Below are 21153 nucleotides of genomic sequence, written 5' to 3' on the forward strand. Positions count from 1 at the left end.
TCAGTCGACCTTCTTGAAGATCACCGAGGCGTTGGTGCCCCCGAAGCCGAAACTGTTGGACATGGCGACGTCGATCTTCATCGGCTTGGCCTTGTTCGGCACCAGGTCGATCGGGGTCTCCATCTCCGGATCGTCCAGATTGATCGTCGGCGGCGCGACCTGATCCCGGATGGCCAGGACGCAGAAGGCCGCTTCGATGGCGCCTGCAGCGCCCAGCAGGTGGCCCGTCATCGACTTTGTCGAACTGACGGCCAGGTTCTTCGCATGGTCTCCGACCAGGCCTTCGATGGCCTTCAGCTCGATCCAGTCAGCCATGGTCGAGGTGCCGTGGGCGTTGACGTAGTCCAGGTCGGACGGTTGCAGGCCCGCCCGCTTCAGCGCCGCCTTCATGGCGCGCGCCCCGCCCTCGCCGTCCTCGGACGGGGCGGTGATGTGATAGGCGTCGCCGCTCATGCCGTAGCCGACGATCTCGGCGTAGATCTTGGCGCCGCGCGCCTTGGCGTGTTCGTACTCCTCCAGCACCAGGATCCCTGCGCCCTCGCCCATGACGAAGCCGGCGTGGCCGCGGTCATAGGGACGCGAAGCCTTCTCCGGCGTATCGTTATAGGCGGTGCAAAGCGCCTTGCAGGCCAAAAAGCCGGCGATGCCGATCGGCACGATCGAGCTTTCGGCCCCGCCCGCCACCATGACGTCGGCGTCATCCAGGGCGATCATCCGGGCCGCATCGCCGATGGCGTGGGCGCCGGTAGCGCAGGCGGTCACCGCCGCATGGTTCGGCCCCTTCAGTCCGTGGCGGATCGAAATCTGCCCGCCGGCCAAATTGATCAGGGCGCTGGGGATGAAGAAGGGGCTGACGCGGCGCGGCCCCTGTTCCTTCAGCACCAGGGCCGTCTCGGCGATGGGACCCAGGCCGCCGATGCCGGAGCCGACCATGACCCCGGTCCGCTCCTTGTCCTCGTCCGTCTCGGGCTTCCAACCGGCGTCGTGCAGGGCCTCGTCCGCCGCCGCTATGGCGTACAGGATGAAGTCGTCGACGCGCTTGCGATCCTTGGCGGACATGATTTTCTCGGGGTCGAAGTCGCCTTCGCCGCCGCCGCCGCGCCCATCGACGCTCGGCACCTCGCCGGCGATGGTGCAGCCATAGCCCTCGGTGTCGAAGGCCGTGATCGGACCGATGCCCGACCGTCCCTCGACGATGCCCTTCCAGCTCTTGTCGACGCCCCAGCCCAGGGGGGTCAGCAGACCGATGCCCGTAACGACGACGCGGCGCATGGTGCGTGCTCCTTCAACTCCAATCCTGTCCCGGGGAATCACTGCGGATTCGCGTGGGTCAGAAACAGTAAAGGCCGCCGGGCGTCTCCGCTAGGAGCGCCGGGCGGCCCTGTGATCTGTCAGCCTGTCGGCCGCCAGTCGGGGCTGGATCAGCCCGCCGACTTTTCGTCGATGAACTTGACCGCATCGCCGACCGTCTGGATGTGCTCGGCGGCGTCATCCGGGATCTCGATGTCGAATTCTTCTTCGAAGGCCATCACCAGCTCGACGTTGTCGAGCGAGTCGGCGCCCAGGTCGTCGATGAAGCTGGCCTTTTCCGTGACCTTGTCCGGATCGGCGTCCAGGTGGTCGATGACGATCTTGCGAACGCGCTCGAGGGTGTCGGACATGAGTGTCTCTCTGCCTGTTTAAAATCGCCGTAGAGGCGGGGGTAGCTTCAGAAATCGCCGTCTCACGGCAGCGAAGGCGATGCAAGCCCGAAAGCCTGAACCGCCGATGCGTTCCTGCCCTTTAGCACAGGCTTTCGGGCAGGAAATAGGGTGTAGCGTGTCGTGATCGTGATCAGATCATCGCCATGCCGCCGTTCACGTGCAGCGTCTGGCCCGTGACATAGGCCGCCTCGTCCGACGACAGATAGACGGCGGCGGCCGCGATCTCGTCGCCCGTGCCCAGCCGGCCCGCCGGAATCCGGCCCAGAATGGTCTCGCGTTGCTGGTCGTTCAGCACGTCGGTCATGGGCGAGGCGATGAAGCCCGGCGCGATGCAATTGACTGTGATCCCGCGCGATCCGACCTCCTGCGCCAGCGACTTGGAAAAGCCGATCATCCCGGCCTTGGACGCCGAATAATTGGTCTGGCCCGGATTGCCGGTGACGCCGACGACCGAGGTCACGCCGATGATCCGGCCCGACCGGCGCTTCATCATCCCCTTCACCGCCGCGCGGGTCAGGCGGAAATAGCTCTCCAGATTGATCTGGATGACCGACTGGAAATCCTCGTCCTTCATCCGCATCAGGAGGCCGTCCTTGGTGATGCCGGCGTTGGCCACCAGGATGTCCAGGGCTGAGCCCGCCGCCGTCTCGGCCGCGTTCACCAGATTATCGACCGACTCGGGGTCCGACAGGTTCGCCGTCGCGAAATGCGCCCGCTCGCCCAGTTCTTTGGCCAGATCCGCCAGCACCGCCTCGCGTGTGCCCGACAGCACCACGGTCGCGCCCTGGGCGTGCAGCGCCCGCGCCACCGCGCCGCCGATCCCGCCCGTCGCGCCGGTCACCAGCGCGGTCTTGCCTGCAAGATTGAACATTTATGTCTCTCCGAAGTGGCGAGTGATTAGTGGCGAGTGACGAGGAAAAGCAAAGTGGGGCGGCGATAGTCTCGCCACTCGTCACTCGCCACTCGTCACTCCCCTCGCAAAGGCTTCCAGCTCTTCCGGCGTGTTCAGAGGCAGACTCTCGGCGTCAGGCGCGATCCGCTTGGCCATGCCGGTCAGCACCTTGCCGGAACCGACCTCGACGAAGCGGGTCACCCGCCCTTCGCTCGCCATCCACTCCATGCTCTCGCGCCAGCGCACCCGGCCGGTCACCTGCTCGACCAGCAGGCGCCGGATGACTTCAGGATCGTTCTCCGGCCGCGCCAGCACATTGGCCACCACGGGAACCGCCGGCGCCAGAATGGTCGCCGAGGCCAGGGCCGCCGCCATCTCGTCCGCCGCCGGCTGCATCAGCGGGCAGTGGAAGGGCGCCGAGACGTTCAGCGGAATCGCCCGCGCCCCCAGTTCCTTGGCCTTTTCGATGGCCCGGTCCACAGCCGCCTTCTCGCCCGAGATGACGATGTTGCCGGCGTTGTTGTCATTGGCGACCACGCAGACGCCGACTTCAGCGCCGGCCGCCGCTGCGGCCTCGGCCAGGGCCAGATCGGTCTTGGGCCCGATCAGCGAAGCCATCGCCCCCTGCCCGACCGGAACCGCCCGCTGCATGGCCTGGCCGCGCAGTTTCAGCAGCCGCGCCGTATCCGACAGCGAGATCGCCCCGGCCGCCGCCAGGGCCGAATATTCGCCCAGAGAGTGACCGGCCACATAGGCCGCCTTGGCCACGTCGAAATCAAACTCGACCTTCAGCGCCCGGATGACCGCGACCGACACCGCCATCAGGGCCGGCTGGGCGTTCTCGGTCAGGGTCAGCTGATCCTCGGGGCCTTCGCGCATCAGCACCGACAGCTTCTGGCCCAGGGCCTCGTCCACCTCGGCGAAGACGTCGCGGGCGGAGGCGAAGGCGTCGGCCAGTTGCGCGCCCATGCCGACGGCCTGGCTGCCCTGTCCCGGAAACAGAAGTGCGAGGGTCATCGACCGCTCCCTGAATCATTGATCAAGAGCGCGGACCCCTAAGGCCAGACTTCCGTCAGGGCAAGTCGGCGCCTATTCGGCCCGCCGCGCTCTGACCTTGATCCGGACATCGACCATCTTAGAGACCCAGTCGCCGGTCGCGTCGGATTCCAGGCCCAGGTTCAACGCGGTCCGGTCCAGTTGCAGCCGACCCTCCACCGTCGCGACGCCGCCGGCCTCACGATAGGTGAAGGGCAGGACAACTCGCAGACTGGTCGTCTTGATCCGCAAGCGGCCCGTCGCCTGGTATCGATCCCCGCCGAGCGACCGGAAGCCCGTCGTCTCGAACCGGGCGGTCGGATATTGGCCGACGTCGAACCATTCAGCCCCCTGGATCGAAGCCTCCTGCGTCGAGTCCACTGTCCGCGCCGAGCCGGTCTGGACGGTGATCACCGCCTTCGACCCCGCCAGATCGGCAGGGTCGAACCGGATCTGGCCGCTCCAGCGTTCGAACCGGCCGTTTAAGGCGGCGCCCGACTGGCTCCCGGCGAAGGCGATCTCGGAGGCCTCGCGGTCTATGGTCCAGTCGACGGCCTTTTGCGACGCCTCCGCCGCCGCAGCCGGTTCGGCGACTTCGACCTCCGCCGCCTGGACGTCCGTCGGTTCGGCCGGGATATCGGGCTCGGGCGCCGGAACGGGCGCGATTTCAGGTCGAGGCGTCGGTTCAGTCCTGGGGGCAGGCTGCGCGGCTATCGCCCCGGCCGTCGCCACGACGAGGATCAGGGCCAGGCCGAGACCGCGTTCCGCCCAGGCCGCGCGCGCGTCCGGCTCCACGCCTTCCTCGGAATCCTCCCCGCCCGGCCTCAGACCTGGAACCATGCGCGCCAGGACGCTGTCGCGGTCGAGAAACTGGTGTTTCAGCGCCGCCCCGACGTGCAGGATCATCAGGACGACCGCGCCCCAGGCCATGGCGGCGTGCGCGCCCATGGCCGAAAAGGCCATTGCCCGCCGCGCCTCCGTCGCCAGTCCGGCCACCCCCGGCAGGTGCGGGACGGGAAACAGGCCGAACCAGCGGGTCGCCACCTCCAGCGCCCGGTCCTGCGACACGGCCCAACCGACCGAAACATACAGCCACCCCGTCAGCGGCAGCCCCAGCATCAGGGCGTAGAAGGCCGCATGGGTCGCATGGGCGGCGAAGACCTCCCATCGCTTCATCGCCGCAGGCTGGGCCGGCGGCCGATGCGTCAGTCGCCAGACGATCCGCACCAGGGTCAGGGCCAGAATCAGAAAGCCGATCGACTTGTGGAGCTGGAACACGCGGTAGGCTGCGGCCTGGCTCCCCGGCTGTTCGATAGCGGCGGTCATCCACCAACCCATCGGGATCATGGACAGGATGCAGAGCGCGATCGCCCAGTGTAGGGCGACGGCGACGGCTGAATAGCGGCGGGCGGCCATCGGGCTCTCCGGATTAGGACGCAAGCAGCCCCCGCCGCCTCGGTCATCGCCGTGCGATGAAGCAAAACAGCCGTCTACACCCGCAACGGCGGCTTTCGCAACAGACACTGTATCGTTTAGATCTCATCGTGAGCGGAGCCTCGAAGATGGAGAACAAATGTTCTTGCTATGTTCTCTTTTTTGATCCACCTTCCCTTTCATGCAAACCGCCAAGGGAAGAGGCGCGCGTTCGAATGCGACAGGCCGTTACGAGCCCGAGCAGCATGAGTCGTTCGACGACGGCTGGACGACCGACGACGCCCAGGCCGCGCCGCTGCGCACCACCCTCACGCCCGAACACGCCCGCACCATCATCGCCCGGAACGACAGTCCCGACATCGGTTTCGACCGCTCCATCAACCCGTACAAAGGTTGCGAACATGGCTGTATCTACTGCTACGCCCGTCCGTCCCATGCCTGGATGGGCCTATCCCCGGGCCTGGATTTCGAGAGCCGGATCTTCTTCAAGCCCGAGGGCGCACGTCTGCTGGAACAGGCCTTCCTCGCCCCCCGATACCGGTGCAAACGCATCCACATAGGCGGCAATACCGACCCCTATCAGCCGGTCGAGCGCGAGCTGAAATCGACCCGCTCGATCCTGGAGGTCATGCGGCGTTTCAACCACCCCTTCTGCATCATCACCAAGTCGGTACTGATCGCGCGCGACGCCGACATCCTGGGGCCCATGGGTCAGGCCGGCCTGGCCTCGGCCTTCGTCTCCATCACCACCCTGGATCGGGGTCTGGCCCGCGCCATGGAGCCCCGCGCCTCGACCCCCGCCAAACGGCTGGAGGCGATCCGTCGTCTCGCCGACGCCGGCTGTCCCGTCGGGGTCGGCTTCGCCCCGGTCATTCCCGGCCTGAACGACCACGAGTTGGAGTCGGTGCTCGAGGCGGCGGCCAAGGCCGGAGCGACCCGGGCCATGTATGTCACCCTGCGCCTGCCGCTGGAGATCAAGGATCTGTTTCGCGAATGGCTGGCCGACGCCCGCCCGGACCGCGCCGCCCGCGTCATGTCCCTGATCCGCCAGACGCGCGGGGGCAGGGATTATGACGCCGACTGGTCCCAGCGGATGAAGGGAACCGGCCCCGTCGCCGAACTGATCGGCGCCCGCTTCAAAGCCGCCGTCAAACGCTACGGCCTGGATGCGCCGCTGCGACCGCTCGACGAAACCCAGTTCCGCATCCCCGCCGACGCCCGGCCACAGTTGGAGCTGTTCGGCTGAATCATGCGACGCTTGGCCGACGCTCGTAATCTTGACGGAAGACGCCCGCCTTTTCAGCCTGTTGAGAGCGTCAAACCACCCTGAACCCGGCGCTTTCCACTGGCGTGGTAAGGTCGTGAACAGGTCTTCGACAATTCAGCGCCTCGGGGAGCTCCCGCCAAAATGTGCACTAAAGTGCACTCATTTTTCTTGAACGATCAGGCCTAGTCCGCCGCCGACGGATCGACGGCCCGTGTCACCAGATCGCGCCAAGTCGGGTCCGTCTCGTCGACCAGATCGACATCCTCCATCAGGGCCACCGCCCCCTCCCCGTCCGGCAGGATGAGGCCCAGGATCTCCATCGCCTCGCCGTCCGGCCCCAGATGGCTCTCGGCCTGGACGGCGACGGCCGCCTGTTCGCCGTCCTCCTCCCACCAGATCACCGGCTGGGGCAGGTCCATGGCGATGGGGCGCGGGTCGTCGGTCTCGCCCAAAGCGAAGACGGCCCGGCGCGCTTGGACGTCGTCCAGGGTCGCCACTACCCCGACGAAGGGCGTTAACCGGCTCCAGTCGTCGGCGTCAAACCCGCCGCCATCTTCCAGCTCGTCATCCATGGGGCTACCGCTTGAAAACACTGACAAGTTCGACATGGGCCGACCACAGGAACTGGTCCACCGGCGTGACCCGCTCCAGCCGGAACCCGGCGTCAATCAGCACCCGCGCGTCCCGCGCAAAGGTTTGGGGATTGCACGACACCCCGACCACGACGGCGGCCTTGGTCCCGGCGATCTGGGCCGTCTGGTCGATGGCGCCCGCGCGCGGCGGGTCGAACACGATGGCCTCGCACCCTTTCAGATCATAGGGGGTCAGGGGCCGCCGGAACAGGTCGCGCGCCTCCGCCGTGATCGCCTTCATCCCCTTGGCCGAGCCTGCGCCCGCCTTCAGGGCCGCGATCCCCGCCTTGGACGCATCGGCCGCGATCACCGGCGCCACCGTCGCCAGCGGGAAGGTGAAGGTCCCGGCCCCGCAGAACAGATCGGCGATCTTTTTGGCGCCCTTCACCGCCGCCACGGCCCGCTCAACCATGGCCGCCTCGGCCTGGGGCACGGCCTGCAGAAAGCCCCCCGCCGGCAGGGGCACGGTGGCGGGGCCGAAGCCGATCAAGGGTTGACGCGCCATCATCAGGGTCTCGCCCGCGAGGCTCAGCCGCGCCAGATCGGCCCGCCGCGCCGCCTCTATGGCCCGCATCTGGGCGTCGGCCGACAGCCCCCCGCCCGAGCGTCGCTCCACCCCCGTCACATCCACGTCCAGCCCCGACAGGGTCCAGGTCACGTGCAGGGTCGGCGCCGACTTGGGATGCTCCAGAAAGGCCGCCGCCACCTCGGTCAGGGCCGGGATGGCGCGGATGATCCGGGAATCGGCCACCGGGCATTCCCGCACCTCGACCAGCCGCCACGACCGCCGCGCCTTGAAGCCCAGCACCACCCGGCCGTCCTGGGTTCGGCGCGCGTGTAGAGCCACCCGTCGGCGCGTTCCGGTGGGACTCGCCACCGTCGCCTCGACCTCGGTCTCGATCTTCTCGCGCGCCAGGGCCAGCCGCACCTGTTCGCGCTTCCACTCCAGATAGGGTCTGTCCGCCCAGTGTTGCAGCGAGCAACCGCCGCAGTCGCCGTACTGGGGCGACACCGGCGCGATCCGGTCTGGGCTGGGGGTCACGATCTCGACCTGCTCCAGCCGCCCGTCGACGACTTCCCCCCGCACCGTCTCCCCAGGCAGGGTCAGGCCCGCGAAGACCGGCCCCTGCGGCGTCTCGGCGACGCCGTCGCCCTGCCCGCCGACGCGGCTGATGGTAAAGGTCTGCATCGCCGGGCTTTCTAGCCCCGACGCTCCCCCGCGCCAAGCCACCGCCTCAAGCAGCGCTGAGCGCGATAGGCCCACGAAACATGAACGAAGATGAACAGCCCGCTCAAAAGCCGTTCAGCTTCGCGGTCCTAAACCTGCATGCAACAGACAGCCGGTCCAGCCGTTCAGCGCCCGTCACTGAACGTCCGACCATAAGGGGTTGAAGATGCGCCTTTCCAACACGTCACTCGCCGCAGTTGCGGCCCTTACGATCGGCGCCTTGGCCGCCCCGGTCTCCGCCTCGGCTCAAGCCTACAGCTACAGCCGCAACTACGGAACCGGCGCCTACGCCCCCGCCTATGACTACGGCCGCTATGGTCGGCAGACCTACGATCCCTGCGCCCGCGAGCGAGAAGGACGCACCGGCGCCGGCGCCGTGATCGGCGGCGGCGCGGGCGCCGTCATCGGCTCTCAGCTGGCCGCGCGCGGACGCCGCACCGAAGGCAGTATTCTGGGCGGGGTCGTGGGCGCCGTCATCGGCTCGCAAGTCGGCCGCTCCAGCTCGGACGCCTGCCGCAGCTATCAAGCCGGCTACGCCTCCAACGGCTACTACGGCGGCGGCTACAGCCAGCCGAGTTACGGCTATTACGACGATCGCTATACGGGCGATAACGGCTATCGCTACGACGACCGCCGCGACGACTACGCCGACGACCGGTACGATGATTACCGCTCGCGCCCGATCGATTCCTATCAGAACTCCGACCGATGCCGCTTGGCGGAAAGCCGCATCCGTCTGCCGGACGGTCGCACGGACACCCGCTATGTCCGCACCTGCCCCGACCAGTACGGCCGCTATCGCGTCGTCGATTAATTTCAGCCCCCCTGTCAAATCGACGACGTGACGGGAGCCGCCGGAGGATCAGTCCTCCGGCGGTTTCTCATTTGTGAGGGGCTACCGGCCTTCGGCCTACTTGAGCCCTTTTTGGGTGGGCTACCGGCCTTCGGCCTGTTTGAGCCCGGCGCTGGGAGGGCTGCCGCGCTTCGCGCGGCTTAGGGCTGTTTAGCCTGGCTGCTTGGCCCACAGCAGGAACTCGACATTGCCGTCTCCGCCGGTGATGGGGCTTTCGGTCGTCGCCTGCACGGCCCAGCCCTTCGCCTCCAGCCACTCCCGCACGCGCTCGACGGCGGCGGCGTGGGCGGCGGGGTCCTTGACCACGCCCTTCTTGCCGGCGCCGGGACCGTCCGCCTCGAACTGCGGCTTGACCAGGGTGACCAGATCCGCGCCGGGCGCCGCAAGATCCAGGGCAGCGGGCAGCACCTTGCTCAGGCTGATGAAGCTGGCGTCGCACACGATCACAGACGGCGCCTCCGGAATCAGGTCGCGCGTCAGATCGCGCGCGTCCGTCCGCTCCAGATTGACCACGCGCGGATCGGCCGCCACCCGGTCGTGCATCTGCCCAAACCCGACATCGACCGCGAACACCTTGGCCGCCCCGCGCTCCAGGCAGACCTCGGTGAAGCCGCCGGTCGAGGCGCCGACGTCCAGCACCACCCGCCCCTCGATCGCCACAGGCCAGACAGTCAAGGCGTGATCCAGCTTCAGCGCCCCGCGCCCGACCCAGCGGTGGGCCGGTTCCGCCTCGATTTCGGCCTCCTCGGCGATCTGCTCCGAGGGCTTGGCCACGACGCGCCCATCCGCCTTCACCCGCCCCGCCTCAATGGCGGCGCGGGCGCGGGAACGGGTGTCAAACAGTCCCCGTGCGACGAGCAGTTGGTCGATGCGCATCTAAATCCTCCCCCATCGGGGGAGGGGGACCGCGCGCAGCGTGGTGGAGGGGCCCTGCCCCGGACACCAGCCTTGGATCGAGCCCCCTCCACCGCTTTGCGGTCCCCCTCCCCCGTGGGGGAGGATTGGGTCATCCGATCTCGCTGAGCCGTGCCAGCGCCGCCTGCAGCTTGACCTTGCCGGCTTCCGCCTCAGCCAGCTTCATGCGCTGCTCCTCGACCACTTCGGGCGCGGCGCGCGACACGAAGTTGGGATTGCCCAGCTTCTTGTTCACATGGCCGATATCGGCGTCAAAGACGGCGATCTCCTTTTCCAACCGCGCCCGTTCGGCGGTCAGGTCGATGATCCCCGCCAGCGACAGGGCCGCCGTCGATCCACCCGAGACGAAGGTCACGGCCCCCGTCGGCGCGGCGTCCGCCGAACCGACCTCGGACACTCGGCCGAGAGTCAGGATCAGGTCGCGATGGCGTGCGATCCGCTCGGCCGTGGCGGCGTCCGGCGCGACGAAGGCTAGCGGCGGCTTGGCCGACGGCGGCACATTCATCTCGGCCCGCAGCCCCCGGATTTCGCCGACCAGATCGACCAGCCAGCCGATCTCGGCCTCGGCCGAGGCTTCGATGAAGCCGTCCGGCAGCACCGGCCATTCGGCGCCGATCAGCAGGGTCTCGCGCGCCGGCCCCTCCTTGCCCAGCTCGGCCCACAGCTCCTCGGTGATGAAGGGCATGACCGGGTGCAGCAGTTTCAGCGTCTGGTCCAGGGTCCAGGCCGTCATGGCTCGCGTCTCAGCCTTGGCGGCCTCATCCGCGCCTTGGAAGACCGGCTTGGCCAGTTCCAGATACCAGTCGCAGAAGACGTTCCAGACGAACCGGTACAACGCCCCGGCCGCATCGTCGAACCGCCCGCCCTCGATGGCCTCCGACACGGCCCGCTCGGCCTTGGTCAGTTCGCCCCGGATCCAGCGGTTGATCGTCTGTTCGACGGTCGCGGGATCGAAGCCCTCGACGCGGGCGCAGCCGTTCATCTGGCTGAACCGGGCCGCGTTCCACAGCTTGGTGCCGAAGTTGCGGTATCCCTCGATCCGCTGCTTCGACAGCTTGATGTCGCGCGTGCCAGACAGGATGGCCATGGTGAAGCGCAAGGGATCGGCGCCCAGCTCATCGATGATGCCCAGGGGGTCGATGACGTTCCCCTTGGACTTTGACATCTTCTGGCCCTTCTCGTCGCGGACCAGGCCGTTGATGATGACCCGCTTGAACGGGACCTCGTCCATGAAGTGCAGGCCCATCATCATCATCCGGGCGACCCAGAAGAAGATGATGTCCGCCGCCGTGACCAGATCGCTGGTCGGATAGAACCGCTCCAGATCCTCGGTCTTCTCGGGCCAGCCCATGGTCGAGAACGGCCACAGGGCCGAGGAGAACCAGGTGTCCAGCACGTCCTCGTCCTGGGTCAGGGCGACCTCGGAATCATAGTCCGCCATCGCCAGTTCGCGGGCGTCTTCTTCCGTCTCGGCGACATAGATCTCGCCGTTCGGACCGTACCAGGCCGGGATCCGGTGGCCCCACCATAGCTGGCGGCTGATGCACCAGGGCTCGATGTTCCTCAGCCATTCGAAATAAATCTTCTCGTACGACTTCGGCTCGAACACCGTCTCGCCCTGCTCCACCGCCTTCAGCGCGGGCTGGGCCAGGACCTTGGCGTCGACGTACCACTGGTCCGTCAGCCAGGGCTCGATGACCACGCCGGAACGGTCGCCGTGCGGCACCACATGCTTGGTCTTCTCGATCTCGCGCAGCCAGCCCTCTTCCTCGGCGCGAGCCACGATGGCCTTGCGCGCGGCGAAGCGGTCCATGCCGACGTATTCGGCCGGGATTTCCGGCACGTCGTCGGCGACGATCCGGGCGAAGGCGTCCATGACGTTCAGGGCCGGCAGGCCGGCGCGCTTGCCGACGCCGAAGTCGTTGAAATCATGCGCCGGGGTGATCTTGACCGCGCCCGAGCCCTTGGTCGGGTCAGCATACTCATCGGCCACAATCGGAATACGGCGTCCGGTGATCGGCAGGGTCACGAACTTGCCGACCAGCCCCTTGTACCGCTCATCCTCCGGATGAACGGCCACGCCAGTGTCGCCCAGCATCGTCTCGGGCCGGGTCGTCGCCACGACGATGAAGTCGCGCGTCTCCCATTCCGTCGCCTTGCCGTCCTCGTCAAAGGCGACGGGGTGTTCATAGGTCATGCCGTCCGCCAGCGGATAGGCGAAATGCCAATAGGCGCCGTCCACCTCGCGCTGCTCGACCTCCAGGTCCGAGATGGCGGTCTGGAAATGCGGATCCCAGTTCACCAGCCGCTTGTCGCGATAGATCAGGCCCTCCTTGTGCAGTTGCACGAAGACCTTGCGCACGGCCGCGTTCAGCCCCTCGTCCAGGGTAAACCGCTCGCGCGACCAGTCGCAGGACGCGCCCAGGCGGCGCAGCTGGCGCACGATGGTCCCGCCGCTCTCAGCCTTCCATTCCCAGACCTTGTCGATGAAGGCGTCGCGGCCCATGTCGCGCCGCCCGACGTTTCCGGCGGCGGCCAGCTGACGCTCGACCACCATCTGGGTCGCGATACCGGCGTGGTCCGTACCCGGCAGCCACAGCACCGCCTTGCCCTTCATCCGGTGATAGCGGGCCAGGATGTCCTGGAGCGTATTGTTCAGCGCATGGCCGATGTGCAGGCTGCCCGTCACATTCGGCGGCGGAATGACGATCGAATAGGCGCCCTCGGCCCCTTCCGTGCGGGGCGCGAACAGGCCGCTCTCTTCCCACTGGGCGTACAGGCGGGGTTCGGCGGCCTGGGGTTCGAAGGTCTTCTCGAGCATGGGTCTTCTTTGATCGTTGTCGTGCGGCCAGGGCGCGGCCTTGAATGACAAAGGGCGGCCCCTTCAGGAGCCGCCCCTCGATAGTCTGAGGTGAAGCGAAGGGCTAGGCGCTGCGCGCGATGCGTTCGACTTCCCTCTGTACCGCCGCCTGGACGATCCCCGGCAGATTGTTGTCCAGCCAGTTCTTGAGCAGCGGACGCAGCATTTCCGCCACTATGGCCTCGACCGTATTGCCGCTGACGAAGCTCATGTCGCCTCCCGCCGGCGCAGGCGCGGCCTCCGGCTTCTTGAAGCTGGCCGCCAAGCCCGCAAAGGCCGAGGCGGCGCTGGCGGCGGCGCTTTCGCCGACCAGGGCGTCATAGCCGCTGGACGCCGCAGGCGCCGGCTCCGTCGCGGCAGGGGCCTCTTCAACGGCTTCGACCACATCCAGATCGCCGATGCTCTCTGCGGCAGGCGGCGCTTCATAAAGCTCGGTCAGCTCGAGAACGTCTTCTTCCGCAGCCGCTGGCTGGGGCTCGGCCTCGGCGACCGGCTCCGGCTGGGCGGCGAAGATGGTCTCGGCCGGTTCCGGCTCAGGCTCCGGCTGGGGTTCCGGTTCGGGGGCGGCTTGCGGCTCCGCCGCCGCAGCAGCGGGGGTTTCCGCCGGCGCCTCGTCTTCGGAGATGATCCGGCGAATAGACGCCAGGATCTCCTCCATGGTCGGTTCCTGCGCGGGCTGATCGGTCATGGCTAAACCTTGGAGAGACCTGGAACAAACTGAGACACGACGCCAGACGTCGCGACACGCCCCGAAAAGACTGCTGATCCCCCCGGCCGCCCGTTTGTCGTCGCACCAACGCCCGCCGGAATCAACGGGCGTTTTAGGCTTGAAGGCTGATCAGAGGCTCAATTCTGCGGCGCCGTCTCGACAACTTCGCTTTTCAGCTGGGCGTCGATCGGGGCGTCGGGCGCATCGTCAGCGTCCACGACGGGCGGCGAGGCCACCCGGTCCAGCGCCTCGATCACGCCGTCCCAGGGCAAGGCCCCGCGATTGCGCACGCGGTCGTAGTTGGCCTTGGCGTCATAGGCTTCCAGCGTCGGGTTCAAGGCAGGCCCTTCCAACTGTCCCATGGCCGACAGCAGCGAGGCGCGGGCGACATATTCGGCGGCGCGGGCACTGGCCAGGGCGGTCTGGGCCGAGCGCAGAGCCACTTCCTGGTTCAGCACGTCCAGAGTGGTGCGAAGGCCCACCTGGGCCTCCTGCCGCACGCCCTCGGCGGCGACGGAGGCGGCGCGAACCGCCTCGTTCCCCGCGGTGACGTTCGCCCGTGTGGACAGAACCTGGGCGTAGGCGGAACTGACGTTCTGCAGGATGGTGCGCCGTTCGGCCTCGATGGCGATCTGGGCGGCGTTGGCCTGTTCCAGAGACTGGGCGACCCGCGAACGGTTCAGGCCGCCGGTGAACAGCGGCACCGACAGGGTAGCGCCGGCCGTAAAGCTGCGGCGATCCGCCAGCTCATCCAGATTGCTGAGGTCGGTCGCCGTACCGCCGTAGGAGGCTGTCGCGCGAATGGAAGGCAGATATTCGGCGCGCGCCGCCGCCACCGCCGCCTCGGCCTGCTGAAGCCGGTATTGCGCCGCCAGAAGACCGGGGTTGCGCGCCAGGGCCACCTCCATGGCGGCGTCGAAATCGGCCGGAATCGTCGGCAGGACGGGGGCGGCCTCCAGGTCGGTCGGCGACTGGCCCACCACGGCGGCATAAGCGGCGCGCGAGGTCGACAGTTGCGCCCGCGCGCTGGCCAGGTCGGCCTGCGACTGAGCCAGGGAGGCTTCGGCCTGGGCCACGTCGGTGCGGGTGATCTCCCCCACCTCGAACCGTGCGCTGGTCTCTTCCAGCTGGCGCTGAAGAACCGACAGATTCTCCTCGCGAATACGCAGGATCTCCATGTCGCGGGTGACGTTCACATAGGCCTGGATCACCGCCAGCATGACCGACTGTTCGGTACCGCGCAGGGTCTCCCGGCCCGCCAACACCCCGGCGCGGGCCTGGTCGATCGCCAGGGCGCTGCGTCCCGCCGTCCAGATGTTCTGGGACAGGCTGACCCCAGCCGTGGCGCCGTCGCTCTCGCTCGAGGAGCTGGAGACCTGGGTGTCGGGCACGCCGTCATTGTTGGTGTCGACGAACTGGGTCACGGTCGGGAAGTCGTTGCGGGTGTAGCTGGCCCCCACCGAACCGCTGAGCGTCGGCCGCAGGCCCGACCGCGCCTGAACGACCGTCTCGTCCAAAGCCCGCTGGTTGGCGCGTTGCGCCAGCAGGTTCGGATTGGTGCGATAGGCCAGGGCGATCGCATCCTGGAGGGTTTCAGCCCAGGCGGGCGCGCCCAGTCCGGTCACGAGAGCAACCACAGCGGCCGAAGCCAGGGTACGCGAGCGTTTCAACATTGTCCGTCCTTGCCTGACGCCCCCGCGAGCGTCCGATGTTCTTCAGCGTAACTGCGGCTTCCGCCCGTTCCACGCCAGTTAAGTTTTTTTCACGCTCACCGCCAAGTCCAGGCTGCACCCGGGCTTACCGTCGGTTTCACAGGGCGAAACTGGGCGCCGGCGTCAGTTCCGCCAGGAGGGCCGGCGACGAATCGAACAGTTCGCGGCGAGACAGCCCTTCTCGGCCCTTGGTGTAGAGGGCCGCCTTGCCGATAGCGCCACGACGCTCGACCAGAACCATCCGACCGCCGATCCGCAGGGCGGCGCCCCAGGCGTCCGGCACGGCGGCGACGCCGCCTTCGCAGACGATCAGATCCCAGCCCTCGCCGACCGGTCGGCTCAGCGGGGCCAGGGCCGTCGCGACGCCTTCCGCCTCCAAAGCCGCCCCGACAACGTCGAACACCGCCTGTTCGGCTTCCTGAGCCGTCACCGTCAAGCCCATGCGGGCCAGCACCGCCGCAGCATAGGGCGCCGCTATGGCCAGGGCCTTTTCGCCCTCGCGGGCGTCGGCGGCCTGAAGCAGTTTCGACAAATCCCGCGCCGGCATCAATCGACGGTCGGCCGCGATCTCGACCTCAGCATCCGAATAGGCGGCGAAGATCCGGTCTGGCGCGCAATAGTTCTCGCGCGGCACCGCCATCATCGCCTTGTGGATCTCATGGCTGGTGACATCGTTCACGCGAACCTGGGAATCGACCATGGCCTTGCGCTCGGCAGTGAAATCCATCTGTGGTCAGCCTTCAAACGGGAGGGGGAGAGGAATTATCGCGTGCTTATAGTTCCGTGCGTTGCAGCGGACAATCCGATCTGATAGCGAACGCCCCTCGCGATGACCGCCCCCGAGTGATCGGGGATCAGAGCGGCCTGATGGCGGAGTGGTGACGCAGAGGACTGCAAATCCTTGCACCCGGGTTCGATTCCCGGTCAGGCCTCCATCGCGAAGAGACGCTGCACTGAAAAGGGGCGCGAACCGCACGGTTCGCGCCCCTTCTGTCTCAGCCGCCGATCCGAATCAGACCGGTGCGGTGATCCACCCGATCGCACCGGCCGCGCCCAAGGCGGCGACACCCAAGGCGATAGCCAGAGCGACCCTGGCGTTCCTGTTCAGAAAGTACAGAAGATTCATGATCAGCCCCCCCAGCAGGCCGATGGTCGCCACAACTTCGTTCGACACGCAAGGTAAATAGAAGGTTAACGCTTAAACTCTGGGTGATCTCCGTTCGATGTCATCTGATACAGAGCCAGGGCGCTGGTCGCCGCGACGTTCAGCGAATCAAAGCCGCCCGCCATGGGAACGCCGACCGCCCGGCATCGACCGATCACCTCTGGGGGCAGGCCCGGCCCTTCCGATCCCAACACGACGGCCACCGGTCCGCTGCGACGATAGTCGGCCAATCGCTCGGTCGCCGAGGGCGTCAGCGCCAGCACCTCGACGCCGGCCGCTCGAAGCGCCTCGACCAAGGCTGACGCCCTGGTTCCCACGGCGAATGGGGTTCGCAGCACGGCCCCGACGGAAACTCGAATGGCCTTGCGATAGAAGGGGTCGCAACAGAGGTCGTCCAGAAGAACCGCCCGCGCGCCAAAGGCGGCCGCATTGCGGAACAGGCCGCCCATATTGTCGTGATTGCCGACGCCGCAGGCCACGACGAACACATCATCCGCTCGCACGTCGCACAGCAGGGCCTCGACGGAAGCCGTCGCCGGCTTCTCCCCCAGGGCCAGGATGCCGCGGTGCAGGGCGAAGCCCGCGATCCCGTCGAGCACCGCCTGGGAAGCCGCATAGACGGGAACGTCGGCCGGAAGGATCGCGATCACGTCCGCCAGCGCCTCGACGCGCTTCTGCGCCAGCAGGATCGCGCGTGGACGGCAGCGTGAAGCGGCGGAGGCCAGAACGCGCAAGACCACCTCGCCCTCGGCCACGAACAGTCCCTCTCGGCCGGTCAGGTCCCGTTCGCGGATGTGGCGAAAGCCGGCGATCCTCGGATCGTCAGGGTCATGGATGGAGATCGTGCGCATTCGTCATTTTCCCCATTGCACGAATCGAACGGCCGCTGCTATAGGCCCGCCTCCCGAGCAGTTCCGCGGTAGCTCAGTGGTAGAGCAGCCGACTGTTAATCGGCTGGTCGTAGGTTCGAATCCTACCCGCGGAGCCACTCGGGATTAGTCGCCAACGAGATCGGCGGCGCCCCCTTCCCTTCACATCCGATCGCTCACCGCCGCCTTTCGCATGCGGCGACGACCTCGGCCTGTCGATCAGGTGACGCGGCGTTTCTCCAGCTTTCGCGCCAGGGTGCGGCGGTGCATGCCCAGGCGGCGGGCGGCCTCTGAGATGTTGAAATCGGTCTCAGCCAGGGTCTCGTGAATGCGTTCCCATTCCAGAGTCTTGATGGAGGTGGGGCGAGTAGTCAGCGGCGTATCGGCGTCGCCTGCAGCCTTGCCGAAGGCGGCCTCGATGTCGTCGGTGCTGGCCGGCTTGGCCAGATAGTGGCGGGCGCCCAGTTTGATGGCCTCCACCGCCGTCGCGATACTGGCGAAGCCGGTCAGAACGACGATGTTCATCTCGGGGTCCAGTGCATGCAGGGTGGAGACGCAGGCCAGGCCCGAGGCGCCCCCCAGTTTCAGATCCACTACGGCGAAGCCGGGCCGATGCGTCTTCAAAACCTCGCCCATCTGGTCGGGGCCGTCGGCGCTGACGACAGTGTAGCCGCGACGCTCGAAGGATTTCCGCAGGGTGCGCGAAAAGGACTCGTCGTCCTCGACGATCAACAGCACGGGGGCTTCATCGCTCATGGAAGTTCTCCAGCAGAATTATCCTCCGGCGCCAGTACGTCGATCGGGACGGTCAGCCGCACCTCTCCCCCGCCTGCGGCGGGATTGGACGCTTCGACCACGCCGCCGAGGGAGCGGATCACATTGACCAGCAGAAACAGGCCCAGGCCCGCGCCAGGGCGATCCTTCGTCGTATTATAGGGCTTGCCCAGCCGCTCAAGAACCGTGGCGGGAAAGCCCGGCCCATTATCCCGCAGCGTGACCTGCAAACAGCCTTCGGTCACCGTGGGCGTGACGATGACCCGCCGCGCGCCCGCCTCGACCGAATTGTCGAACAGGACGCTCAGAACCTGTCGCAGGGCCGGGTCGGCGATGATCCGTGGATCGAGTCCGTTCCACGGCGTCAGCTCCACCTTCACGCGGCTGTCCCGCGCGCCCCAGCCGTCGGCGACCTCGCGCAGAAATCGCACCAGGGTGGTTTGGGTCGGCGCCTGTCCCCTCGCCTCTCCCGCCGACATCAGAATACCGGTCACGATGGATTTGCAGCGCTCCACCTCGGCCTGCATCACCTCCATGTCCTGGGTCAGATCGGCGTTGGCCTTCAGCAGAGGCATGCGACGCCAGTCGCTGAGGATGACCGAGAGGGAGGCCAGGGGCGTCCCCAGCTCATGGGCCGCCCCGGACGCGAGCAACCCCATGCGGACGATGTGGTCCCGCTCGGTCGCCTGCTGCCGAATGTCCGCAAGATAGGCGTCCCTGGCTCTCAGATTCTCGGTGATCCGGGTGATGAAGAGCACCAACAACACCGCGATCAGCAGAAAACAGATCAGACCGCCCGCCAAATAGAGGCTTAAGCCCCCGCCATGCTCCCCAGGGAGGTCGAGCGGCCGGTTGAACAGACCCAAGCCTGCGAAACACAGGCTGGTCACGACGATCAGCGACCAGGCATAGGCCGGCGCCAGAAGCACGGCGCCCAGGACCACCTGCAAAATATAAAGGGCGACGAACGGATTGGTCGAGCCGCCGGTCAGGAACAGTTGCCACGTCAGGGCGGCGACGTCGGCGAGAAGCGCCAGCATCAGTTCCTGATCGGATATGGCGTCGCGCCTCTGGGTCAATGGAATGCTGATCAGGTTCACCACCACCAGACCGGCCGGGGCGATCAGCAGCCAGCCGATCGGAACCCGAATATCCATGACGAAGTGGACGATCAGGATGGTGGCGATCTGTCCCGCCACGGCCAGCCATCGCAACTGCACCAGAAGGCGAAGATTGCGGCGGTTTACGGCTTCCTGAGACACCGCCGTCTCGCGCCAGTCGCCCATTCCGAACAGGCGCTGCAAGACCGAATTCATGGCGCCGCCCGTCGGCGTCGCGTTTCGCGCGCCAACACGCCGTATCCGACCAGGGTCAGCAAGGCCATGCCGAACCAGGTGAGGGCGTAGACGAGATGAGAGTTCGGAAAGGCGATAACTGTCAATCCGCCGCGCGGCCATCCGTCCGGGTTCGGTCGGGCGTCGGCGTCGATGAAATAGGGTGCGGCGTTCGACAGGCCGCGCGCCGCCGCAATGGCCGCGACGTCGCGCGAATACCAGCGCCCCGCGCCGGGATCATTGGCGCGAAGAAAGCCGCCTCCGGGCTCGGTGACGCGCAAAAGACCCACGACGGTCTGCGGACCGCCCACCTGCGCGCCGCTTCGAGTCTCGGGCGCGCGCCTCTCGGGGGTAACGAAGCCCCGGTTGACCAGAACGGTGAAGCCTTGCGTCGTTCGCAGCGGCGTCAGAACCCAGAAGCCGGCGCCATAGTCGGTCACCGCCTGAACCAGGGTCTCGCGGCCATGATCGAACACGCCGCGGACCATGACCCGTCGGTACTGATCATTGGCCTGAGACAGCGTCGCCCAGGCGGCGGGGCCCGGCGCCGGTTGAGGGGCGGCGTGAACACGGGCGTCCACCTGTGCGATCAGCTCGGTCTTCCACCTCAGCCGCTCGAGCTGCCAGACGCCAAGGGCGACGAAGCCGGCGAACAGCAGGGCCGCCCCTAGCCCGGCCCAGAGGAGAACCGGGGAAGTACGCCGCACGATGGACTGCCGGGCCTGGATGGTGGTCTCCTAGCCGTCCTCTCAGGAGGACATCTGGCTCATGTCATGGGTGGAGGGCATCATATTGGTGTTCAAATGATACATGACCCACAGCGAGCCCGACAGGGCGATGACCACGACGATGATCGTGAAGATCAGGGCCAGCATGGTCCAGCCCCCTTCGGACTTCGAATTCATGTGCAGGAAGTAGATCATGTGGACCACGATCTGCACCACGGCGAAGGCCATGACGATCAGGGCGGTGGCCTGGGTCGGCAGGACCCCGGTCATGACCAGCCAGAAGGGGATGGCCGTCAGGATCACCGACAACACAAACCCGATGAGATAGCTCTTGAAGGAGCCGTGATTATGCCCCTCGTGGCCCAGGTGGTCGGTGTCGTGGGACTCCGGCGAGTGGTCGTTCTTGTCGGCGCTCATCGAACCATGCCCAGCAGATAGACGAAGGTGAAGACGCCGATCCAGATGACGTCGAGGAAGTGCCAGAACATCGACAGGCACATCAGGCGGCGCTTGTTGGCGGGGATCAGCCCCTTCCCGCTGACCTGGACCATCAGCGTCACCAGCCAGATGATGCCGAAGGTCACGTGCAGGCCGTGGGTGCCGACCAGGGTGAAGAAGGCCGACAGGAAGGCGCTGCGTTGCGGCGTCGCGCCTTCATGGATCAGGTGGGCGAACTCGTAGAGCTCGATCCCCAGGAAGGCCAGACCAAACAGGCCAGTGACGGCGAGCCAGATCAGCGTCTGGCGCGTCTTGTTCTTGTCCATCGCCAGCATGGCGAAGCCGTAGGTGATCGACGAGAACAGCAGCATGGCGGTGTTGACCGCTACCAGCTCCAGGTCGAACAGCTCCTTCGGTCCGGGACCTGCGGCATAGTTGCCCCCCACGACGCCGAACACGGCGAACAGCATCGCGAAGATGAGGCAGTCGCTCATCAGATAGAGCCAGAAGCCCAGCATGGTGCTGGAGCCTTCCTCGTGATGCGGCTCCTCTTCCAGGTGGAAGACGTTCGGGTCGTCGATCTTGATCGCCGTCGCGCTCATGGA

General features: G+C 66.9%; 21 protein-coding genes and 2 tRNA genes. 4 read left to right on the top strand and 19 right to left on the bottom strand.

The window, feature by feature from the left end; translation table 11 throughout:
- The 5 genes from fabF to AC1RKE_RS09535 form a co-directional block, all read right to left on the bottom strand.
- Nucleotides 1-1272 carry a beta-ketoacyl-ACP synthase II gene (gene fabF, locus AC1RKE_RS09515; protein ID WP_348684414.1) on the bottom strand — a complete coding sequence of 424 codons (1272 nt, stop codon included), beginning with the start codon at nt 1270-1272 and terminating at the stop codon, nt 1-3.
- A 149-nt stretch (nt 1273-1421) separates the two neighbouring features.
- On the bottom strand, nt 1422-1661 hold the full coding sequence (locus AC1RKE_RS09520; RefSeq protein ID WP_008264317.1) for an acyl carrier protein: 240 nt from the start codon (nt 1659-1661) through the stop codon (nt 1422-1424).
- A gap of 172 nt (nt 1662-1833) precedes the next feature.
- Complete coding sequence (fabG, locus tag AC1RKE_RS09525; RefSeq protein WP_152950297.1) at nt 1834-2574, bottom strand: 3-oxoacyl-[acyl-carrier-protein] reductase; 741 nt, start codon at nt 2572-2574, stop codon at nt 1834-1836.
- Between the two features lie 81 nt (nt 2575-2655).
- The gene (gene fabD, locus AC1RKE_RS09530; protein ID WP_152950298.1) at nt 2656-3612 is read right to left on the bottom strand and encodes an ACP S-malonyltransferase; all 957 of its coding nucleotides are present in this window, start codon (nt 3610-3612) and stop codon (nt 2656-2658) included.
- A gap of 72 nt (nt 3613-3684) precedes the next feature.
- The gene (locus tag AC1RKE_RS09535; RefSeq protein WP_348684413.1) at nt 3685-5046 is read right to left on the bottom strand and encodes a cytochrome b/b6 domain-containing protein; all 1362 of its coding nucleotides are present in this window, start codon (nt 5044-5046) and stop codon (nt 3685-3687) included.
- 199 nt (nt 5047-5245) lie between these two features.
- Here AC1RKE_RS09535 and AC1RKE_RS09540 point away from each other — a divergent pair, with 199 nt between their 5' ends.
- Nucleotides 5246-6310, top strand: a complete 1065-nt coding sequence (locus AC1RKE_RS09540) for a PA0069 family radical SAM protein (RefSeq protein ID WP_395942092.1) — start codon at nt 5246-5248, stop codon at nt 6308-6310.
- A 203-nt stretch (nt 6311-6513) separates the two neighbouring features.
- Here the strand turns inward: AC1RKE_RS09540 and AC1RKE_RS09545 are convergent, their stop codons facing one another.
- Together AC1RKE_RS09545 and AC1RKE_RS09550 are read right to left on the bottom strand one after the other, a co-directional pair.
- Nucleotides 6514-6903, bottom strand: a complete 390-nt coding sequence (locus tag AC1RKE_RS09545) for a hypothetical protein (RefSeq protein WP_348685302.1) — start codon at nt 6901-6903, stop codon at nt 6514-6516.
- Between the two features lie 4 nt (nt 6904-6907).
- The gene (locus tag AC1RKE_RS09550) at nt 6908-8152 is read right to left on the bottom strand and encodes a class I SAM-dependent RNA methyltransferase (RefSeq protein WP_201462651.1); all 1245 of its coding nucleotides are present in this window, start codon (nt 8150-8152) and stop codon (nt 6908-6910) included.
- A gap of 205 nt (nt 8153-8357) precedes the next feature.
- Between AC1RKE_RS09550 and AC1RKE_RS09555 the strand changes: the two genes are divergently transcribed.
- Nucleotides 8358-9005, top strand: coding sequence for a YMGG-like glycine zipper-containing protein (locus tag AC1RKE_RS09555; RefSeq protein WP_183215448.1), 648 nt, complete (start codon nt 8358-8360; stop codon nt 9003-9005).
- Nucleotides 9006-9194: 189 nt separating this feature from the next.
- Here AC1RKE_RS09555 and AC1RKE_RS09560 read toward each other — a convergent pair whose 3' ends face one another.
- From AC1RKE_RS09560 to AC1RKE_RS09580, 5 genes are all read right to left on the bottom strand, one after another.
- On the bottom strand, nt 9195-9920 hold the full coding sequence (locus AC1RKE_RS09560) for a TlyA family RNA methyltransferase (RefSeq protein ID WP_395942091.1): 726 nt from the start codon (nt 9918-9920) through the stop codon (nt 9195-9197).
- Nucleotides 9921-10050: 130 nt separating this feature from the next.
- Nucleotides 10051-12780 (bottom strand): valine--tRNA ligase, encoded by a 2730-nt coding sequence (locus AC1RKE_RS09565; protein WP_348683172.1) that lies wholly within the window; start codon nt 12778-12780, stop codon nt 10051-10053.
- A gap of 103 nt (nt 12781-12883) precedes the next feature.
- Nucleotides 12884-13507, bottom strand: coding sequence for a DUF2497 domain-containing protein (locus AC1RKE_RS09570; RefSeq protein ID WP_348683174.1), 624 nt, complete (start codon nt 13505-13507; stop codon nt 12884-12886).
- A gap of 158 nt (nt 13508-13665) precedes the next feature.
- Complete coding sequence (locus AC1RKE_RS09575; RefSeq protein WP_054765829.1) at nt 13666-15201, bottom strand: TolC family outer membrane protein; 1536 nt, start codon at nt 15199-15201, stop codon at nt 13666-13668.
- 136 nt (nt 15202-15337) lie between these two features.
- Nucleotides 15338-15967 carry a protein-L-isoaspartate O-methyltransferase family protein gene (locus AC1RKE_RS09580; RefSeq protein WP_333897582.1) on the bottom strand — a complete coding sequence of 210 codons (630 nt, stop codon included), beginning with the start codon at nt 15965-15967 and terminating at the stop codon, nt 15338-15340.
- Between the two features lie 134 nt (nt 15968-16101).
- On the opposite strand from AC1RKE_RS09580, the gene AC1RKE_RS09585 reads away from it, so the two are divergent.
- Nucleotides 16102-16175, top strand: a tRNA-Cys gene (locus AC1RKE_RS09585).
- 77 nt (nt 16176-16252) lie between these two features.
- Here the strand turns inward: AC1RKE_RS09585 and AC1RKE_RS09590 are convergent.
- Both AC1RKE_RS09590 and AC1RKE_RS09595 read right to left on the bottom strand, forming a co-directional pair.
- Nucleotides 16253-16414, bottom strand: a complete 162-nt coding sequence (locus tag AC1RKE_RS09590; RefSeq protein ID WP_233455775.1) for a hypothetical protein — start codon at nt 16412-16414, stop codon at nt 16253-16255.
- A gap of 17 nt (nt 16415-16431) precedes the next feature.
- Nucleotides 16432-17256 carry a TrmH family RNA methyltransferase gene (locus AC1RKE_RS09595; RefSeq protein WP_054765831.1) on the bottom strand — a complete coding sequence of 275 codons (825 nt, stop codon included), beginning with the start codon at nt 17254-17256 and terminating at the stop codon, nt 16432-16434.
- 62 nt (nt 17257-17318) lie between these two features.
- On the opposite strand from AC1RKE_RS09595, the gene AC1RKE_RS09600 reads away from it, so the two are divergent.
- Nucleotides 17319-17393, top strand: a tRNA-Asn gene (locus AC1RKE_RS09600).
- Nucleotides 17394-17493: 100 nt separating this feature from the next.
- Here the strand turns inward: AC1RKE_RS09600 and AC1RKE_RS09605 are convergent.
- Genes AC1RKE_RS09605 through cyoC form a run of 5 tightly spaced genes read right to left on the bottom strand, consistent with a single transcriptional unit; the run spans nt 17494 to nt 21150 of the window.
- Nucleotides 17494-18030 (bottom strand): response regulator transcription factor, encoded by a 537-nt coding sequence (locus AC1RKE_RS09605; protein ID WP_054765832.1) that lies wholly within the window; start codon nt 18028-18030, stop codon nt 17494-17496.
- Nucleotides 18027-19364 (bottom strand): ATP-binding protein, encoded by a 1338-nt coding sequence (locus AC1RKE_RS09610; RefSeq protein WP_333896474.1) that lies wholly within the window; start codon nt 19362-19364, stop codon nt 18027-18029. Before AC1RKE_RS09610 ends, AC1RKE_RS09605 begins: the two co-directional genes overlap by 4 nt.
- Complete coding sequence (locus AC1RKE_RS09615; protein ID WP_333896475.1) at nt 19361-20089, bottom strand: SURF1 family protein; 729 nt, start codon at nt 20087-20089, stop codon at nt 19361-19363. The genes AC1RKE_RS09610 and AC1RKE_RS09615 overlap by 4 nt, the downstream gene beginning before the upstream one ends.
- A 42-nt stretch (nt 20090-20131) precedes the next feature.
- Nucleotides 20132-20527 (bottom strand): cytochrome o ubiquinol oxidase subunit IV, encoded by a 396-nt coding sequence (cyoD, locus tag AC1RKE_RS09620; protein WP_152950309.1) that lies wholly within the window; start codon nt 20525-20527, stop codon nt 20132-20134.
- Complete coding sequence (gene cyoC, locus AC1RKE_RS09625; protein WP_333896476.1) at nt 20524-21150, bottom strand: cytochrome o ubiquinol oxidase subunit III; 627 nt, start codon at nt 21148-21150, stop codon at nt 20524-20526. The genes cyoD and cyoC overlap by 4 nt, the downstream gene beginning before the upstream one ends.
- Nucleotides 21151-21153: the final 3 nt, after the last annotated feature.

The sequence above is a fragment of the Brevundimonas sp. GW822-FHT03E11 genome, from assembly GCF_058801445.1.

Excerpts from the sequence above, each read along its gene's own strand:
- fabF (WP_348684414.1), bottom strand. The coding sequence starts at position 1,272 with ATGCGCCGCGTCGTCGTTACGGGCATCGGTCTGCTGACCCCCCTGGGC.
- AC1RKE_RS09520 (WP_008264317.1), bottom strand. The coding sequence starts at position 1,661 with ATGTCCGACACCCTCGAGCGCGTTCGCAAGATCGTCATCGACCACCTG.
- fabG (WP_152950297.1), bottom strand. The coding sequence starts at position 2,574 with ATGTTCAATCTTGCAGGCAAGACCGCGCTGGTGACCGGCGCGACGGGC.
- fabD (WP_152950298.1), bottom strand. The coding sequence starts at position 3,612 with ATGACCCTCGCACTTCTGTTTCCGGGACAGGGCAGCCAGGCCGTCGGC.
- AC1RKE_RS09535 (WP_348684413.1), bottom strand. The coding sequence starts at position 5,046 with ATGGCCGCCCGCCGCTATTCAGCCGTCGCCGTCGCCCTACACTGGGCG.
- AC1RKE_RS09540 (WP_395942092.1), top strand. The coding sequence starts at position 5,246 with ATGCAAACCGCCAAGGGAAGAGGCGCGCGTTCGAATGCGACAGGCCGT.
- AC1RKE_RS09545 (WP_348685302.1), bottom strand. The coding sequence starts at position 6,903 with ATGGATGACGAGCTGGAAGATGGCGGCGGGTTTGACGCCGACGACTGG.
- AC1RKE_RS09550 (WP_201462651.1), bottom strand. The coding sequence starts at position 8,152 with ATGCAGACCTTTACCATCAGCCGCGTCGGCGGGCAGGGCGACGGCGTC.
- AC1RKE_RS09555 (WP_183215448.1), top strand. The coding sequence starts at position 8,358 with ATGCGCCTTTCCAACACGTCACTCGCCGCAGTTGCGGCCCTTACGATC.
- AC1RKE_RS09560 (WP_395942091.1), bottom strand. The coding sequence starts at position 9,920 with ATGCGCATCGACCAACTGCTCGTCGCACGGGGACTGTTTGACACCCGT.
- AC1RKE_RS09565 (WP_348683172.1), bottom strand. The coding sequence starts at position 12,780 with ATGCTCGAGAAGACCTTCGAACCCCAGGCCGCCGAACCCCGCCTGTAC.
- AC1RKE_RS09570 (WP_348683174.1), bottom strand. The coding sequence starts at position 13,507 with ATGACCGATCAGCCCGCGCAGGAACCGACCATGGAGGAGATCCTGGCG.
- AC1RKE_RS09575 (WP_054765829.1), bottom strand. The coding sequence starts at position 15,201 with ATGTTGAAACGCTCGCGTACCCTGGCTTCGGCCGCTGTGGTTGCTCTC.
- AC1RKE_RS09580 (WP_333897582.1), bottom strand. The coding sequence starts at position 15,967 with ATGGATTTCACTGCCGAGCGCAAGGCCATGGTCGATTCCCAGGTTCGC.
- AC1RKE_RS09595 (WP_054765831.1), bottom strand. The coding sequence starts at position 17,256 with ATGCGCACGATCTCCATCCATGACCCTGACGATCCGAGGATCGCCGGC.
- AC1RKE_RS09605 (WP_054765832.1), bottom strand. The coding sequence starts at position 18,030 with ATGAGCGATGAAGCCCCCGTGCTGTTGATCGTCGAGGACGACGAGTCC.
- AC1RKE_RS09610 (WP_333896474.1), bottom strand. The coding sequence starts at position 19,364 with ATGAATTCGGTCTTGCAGCGCCTGTTCGGAATGGGCGACTGGCGCGAG.
- cyoD (WP_152950309.1), bottom strand. The coding sequence starts at position 20,527 with ATGAGCGCCGACAAGAACGACCACTCGCCGGAGTCCCACGACACCGAC.
- cyoC (WP_333896476.1), bottom strand. The coding sequence starts at position 21,150 with ATGAGCGCGACGGCGATCAAGATCGACGACCCGAACGTCTTCCACCTG.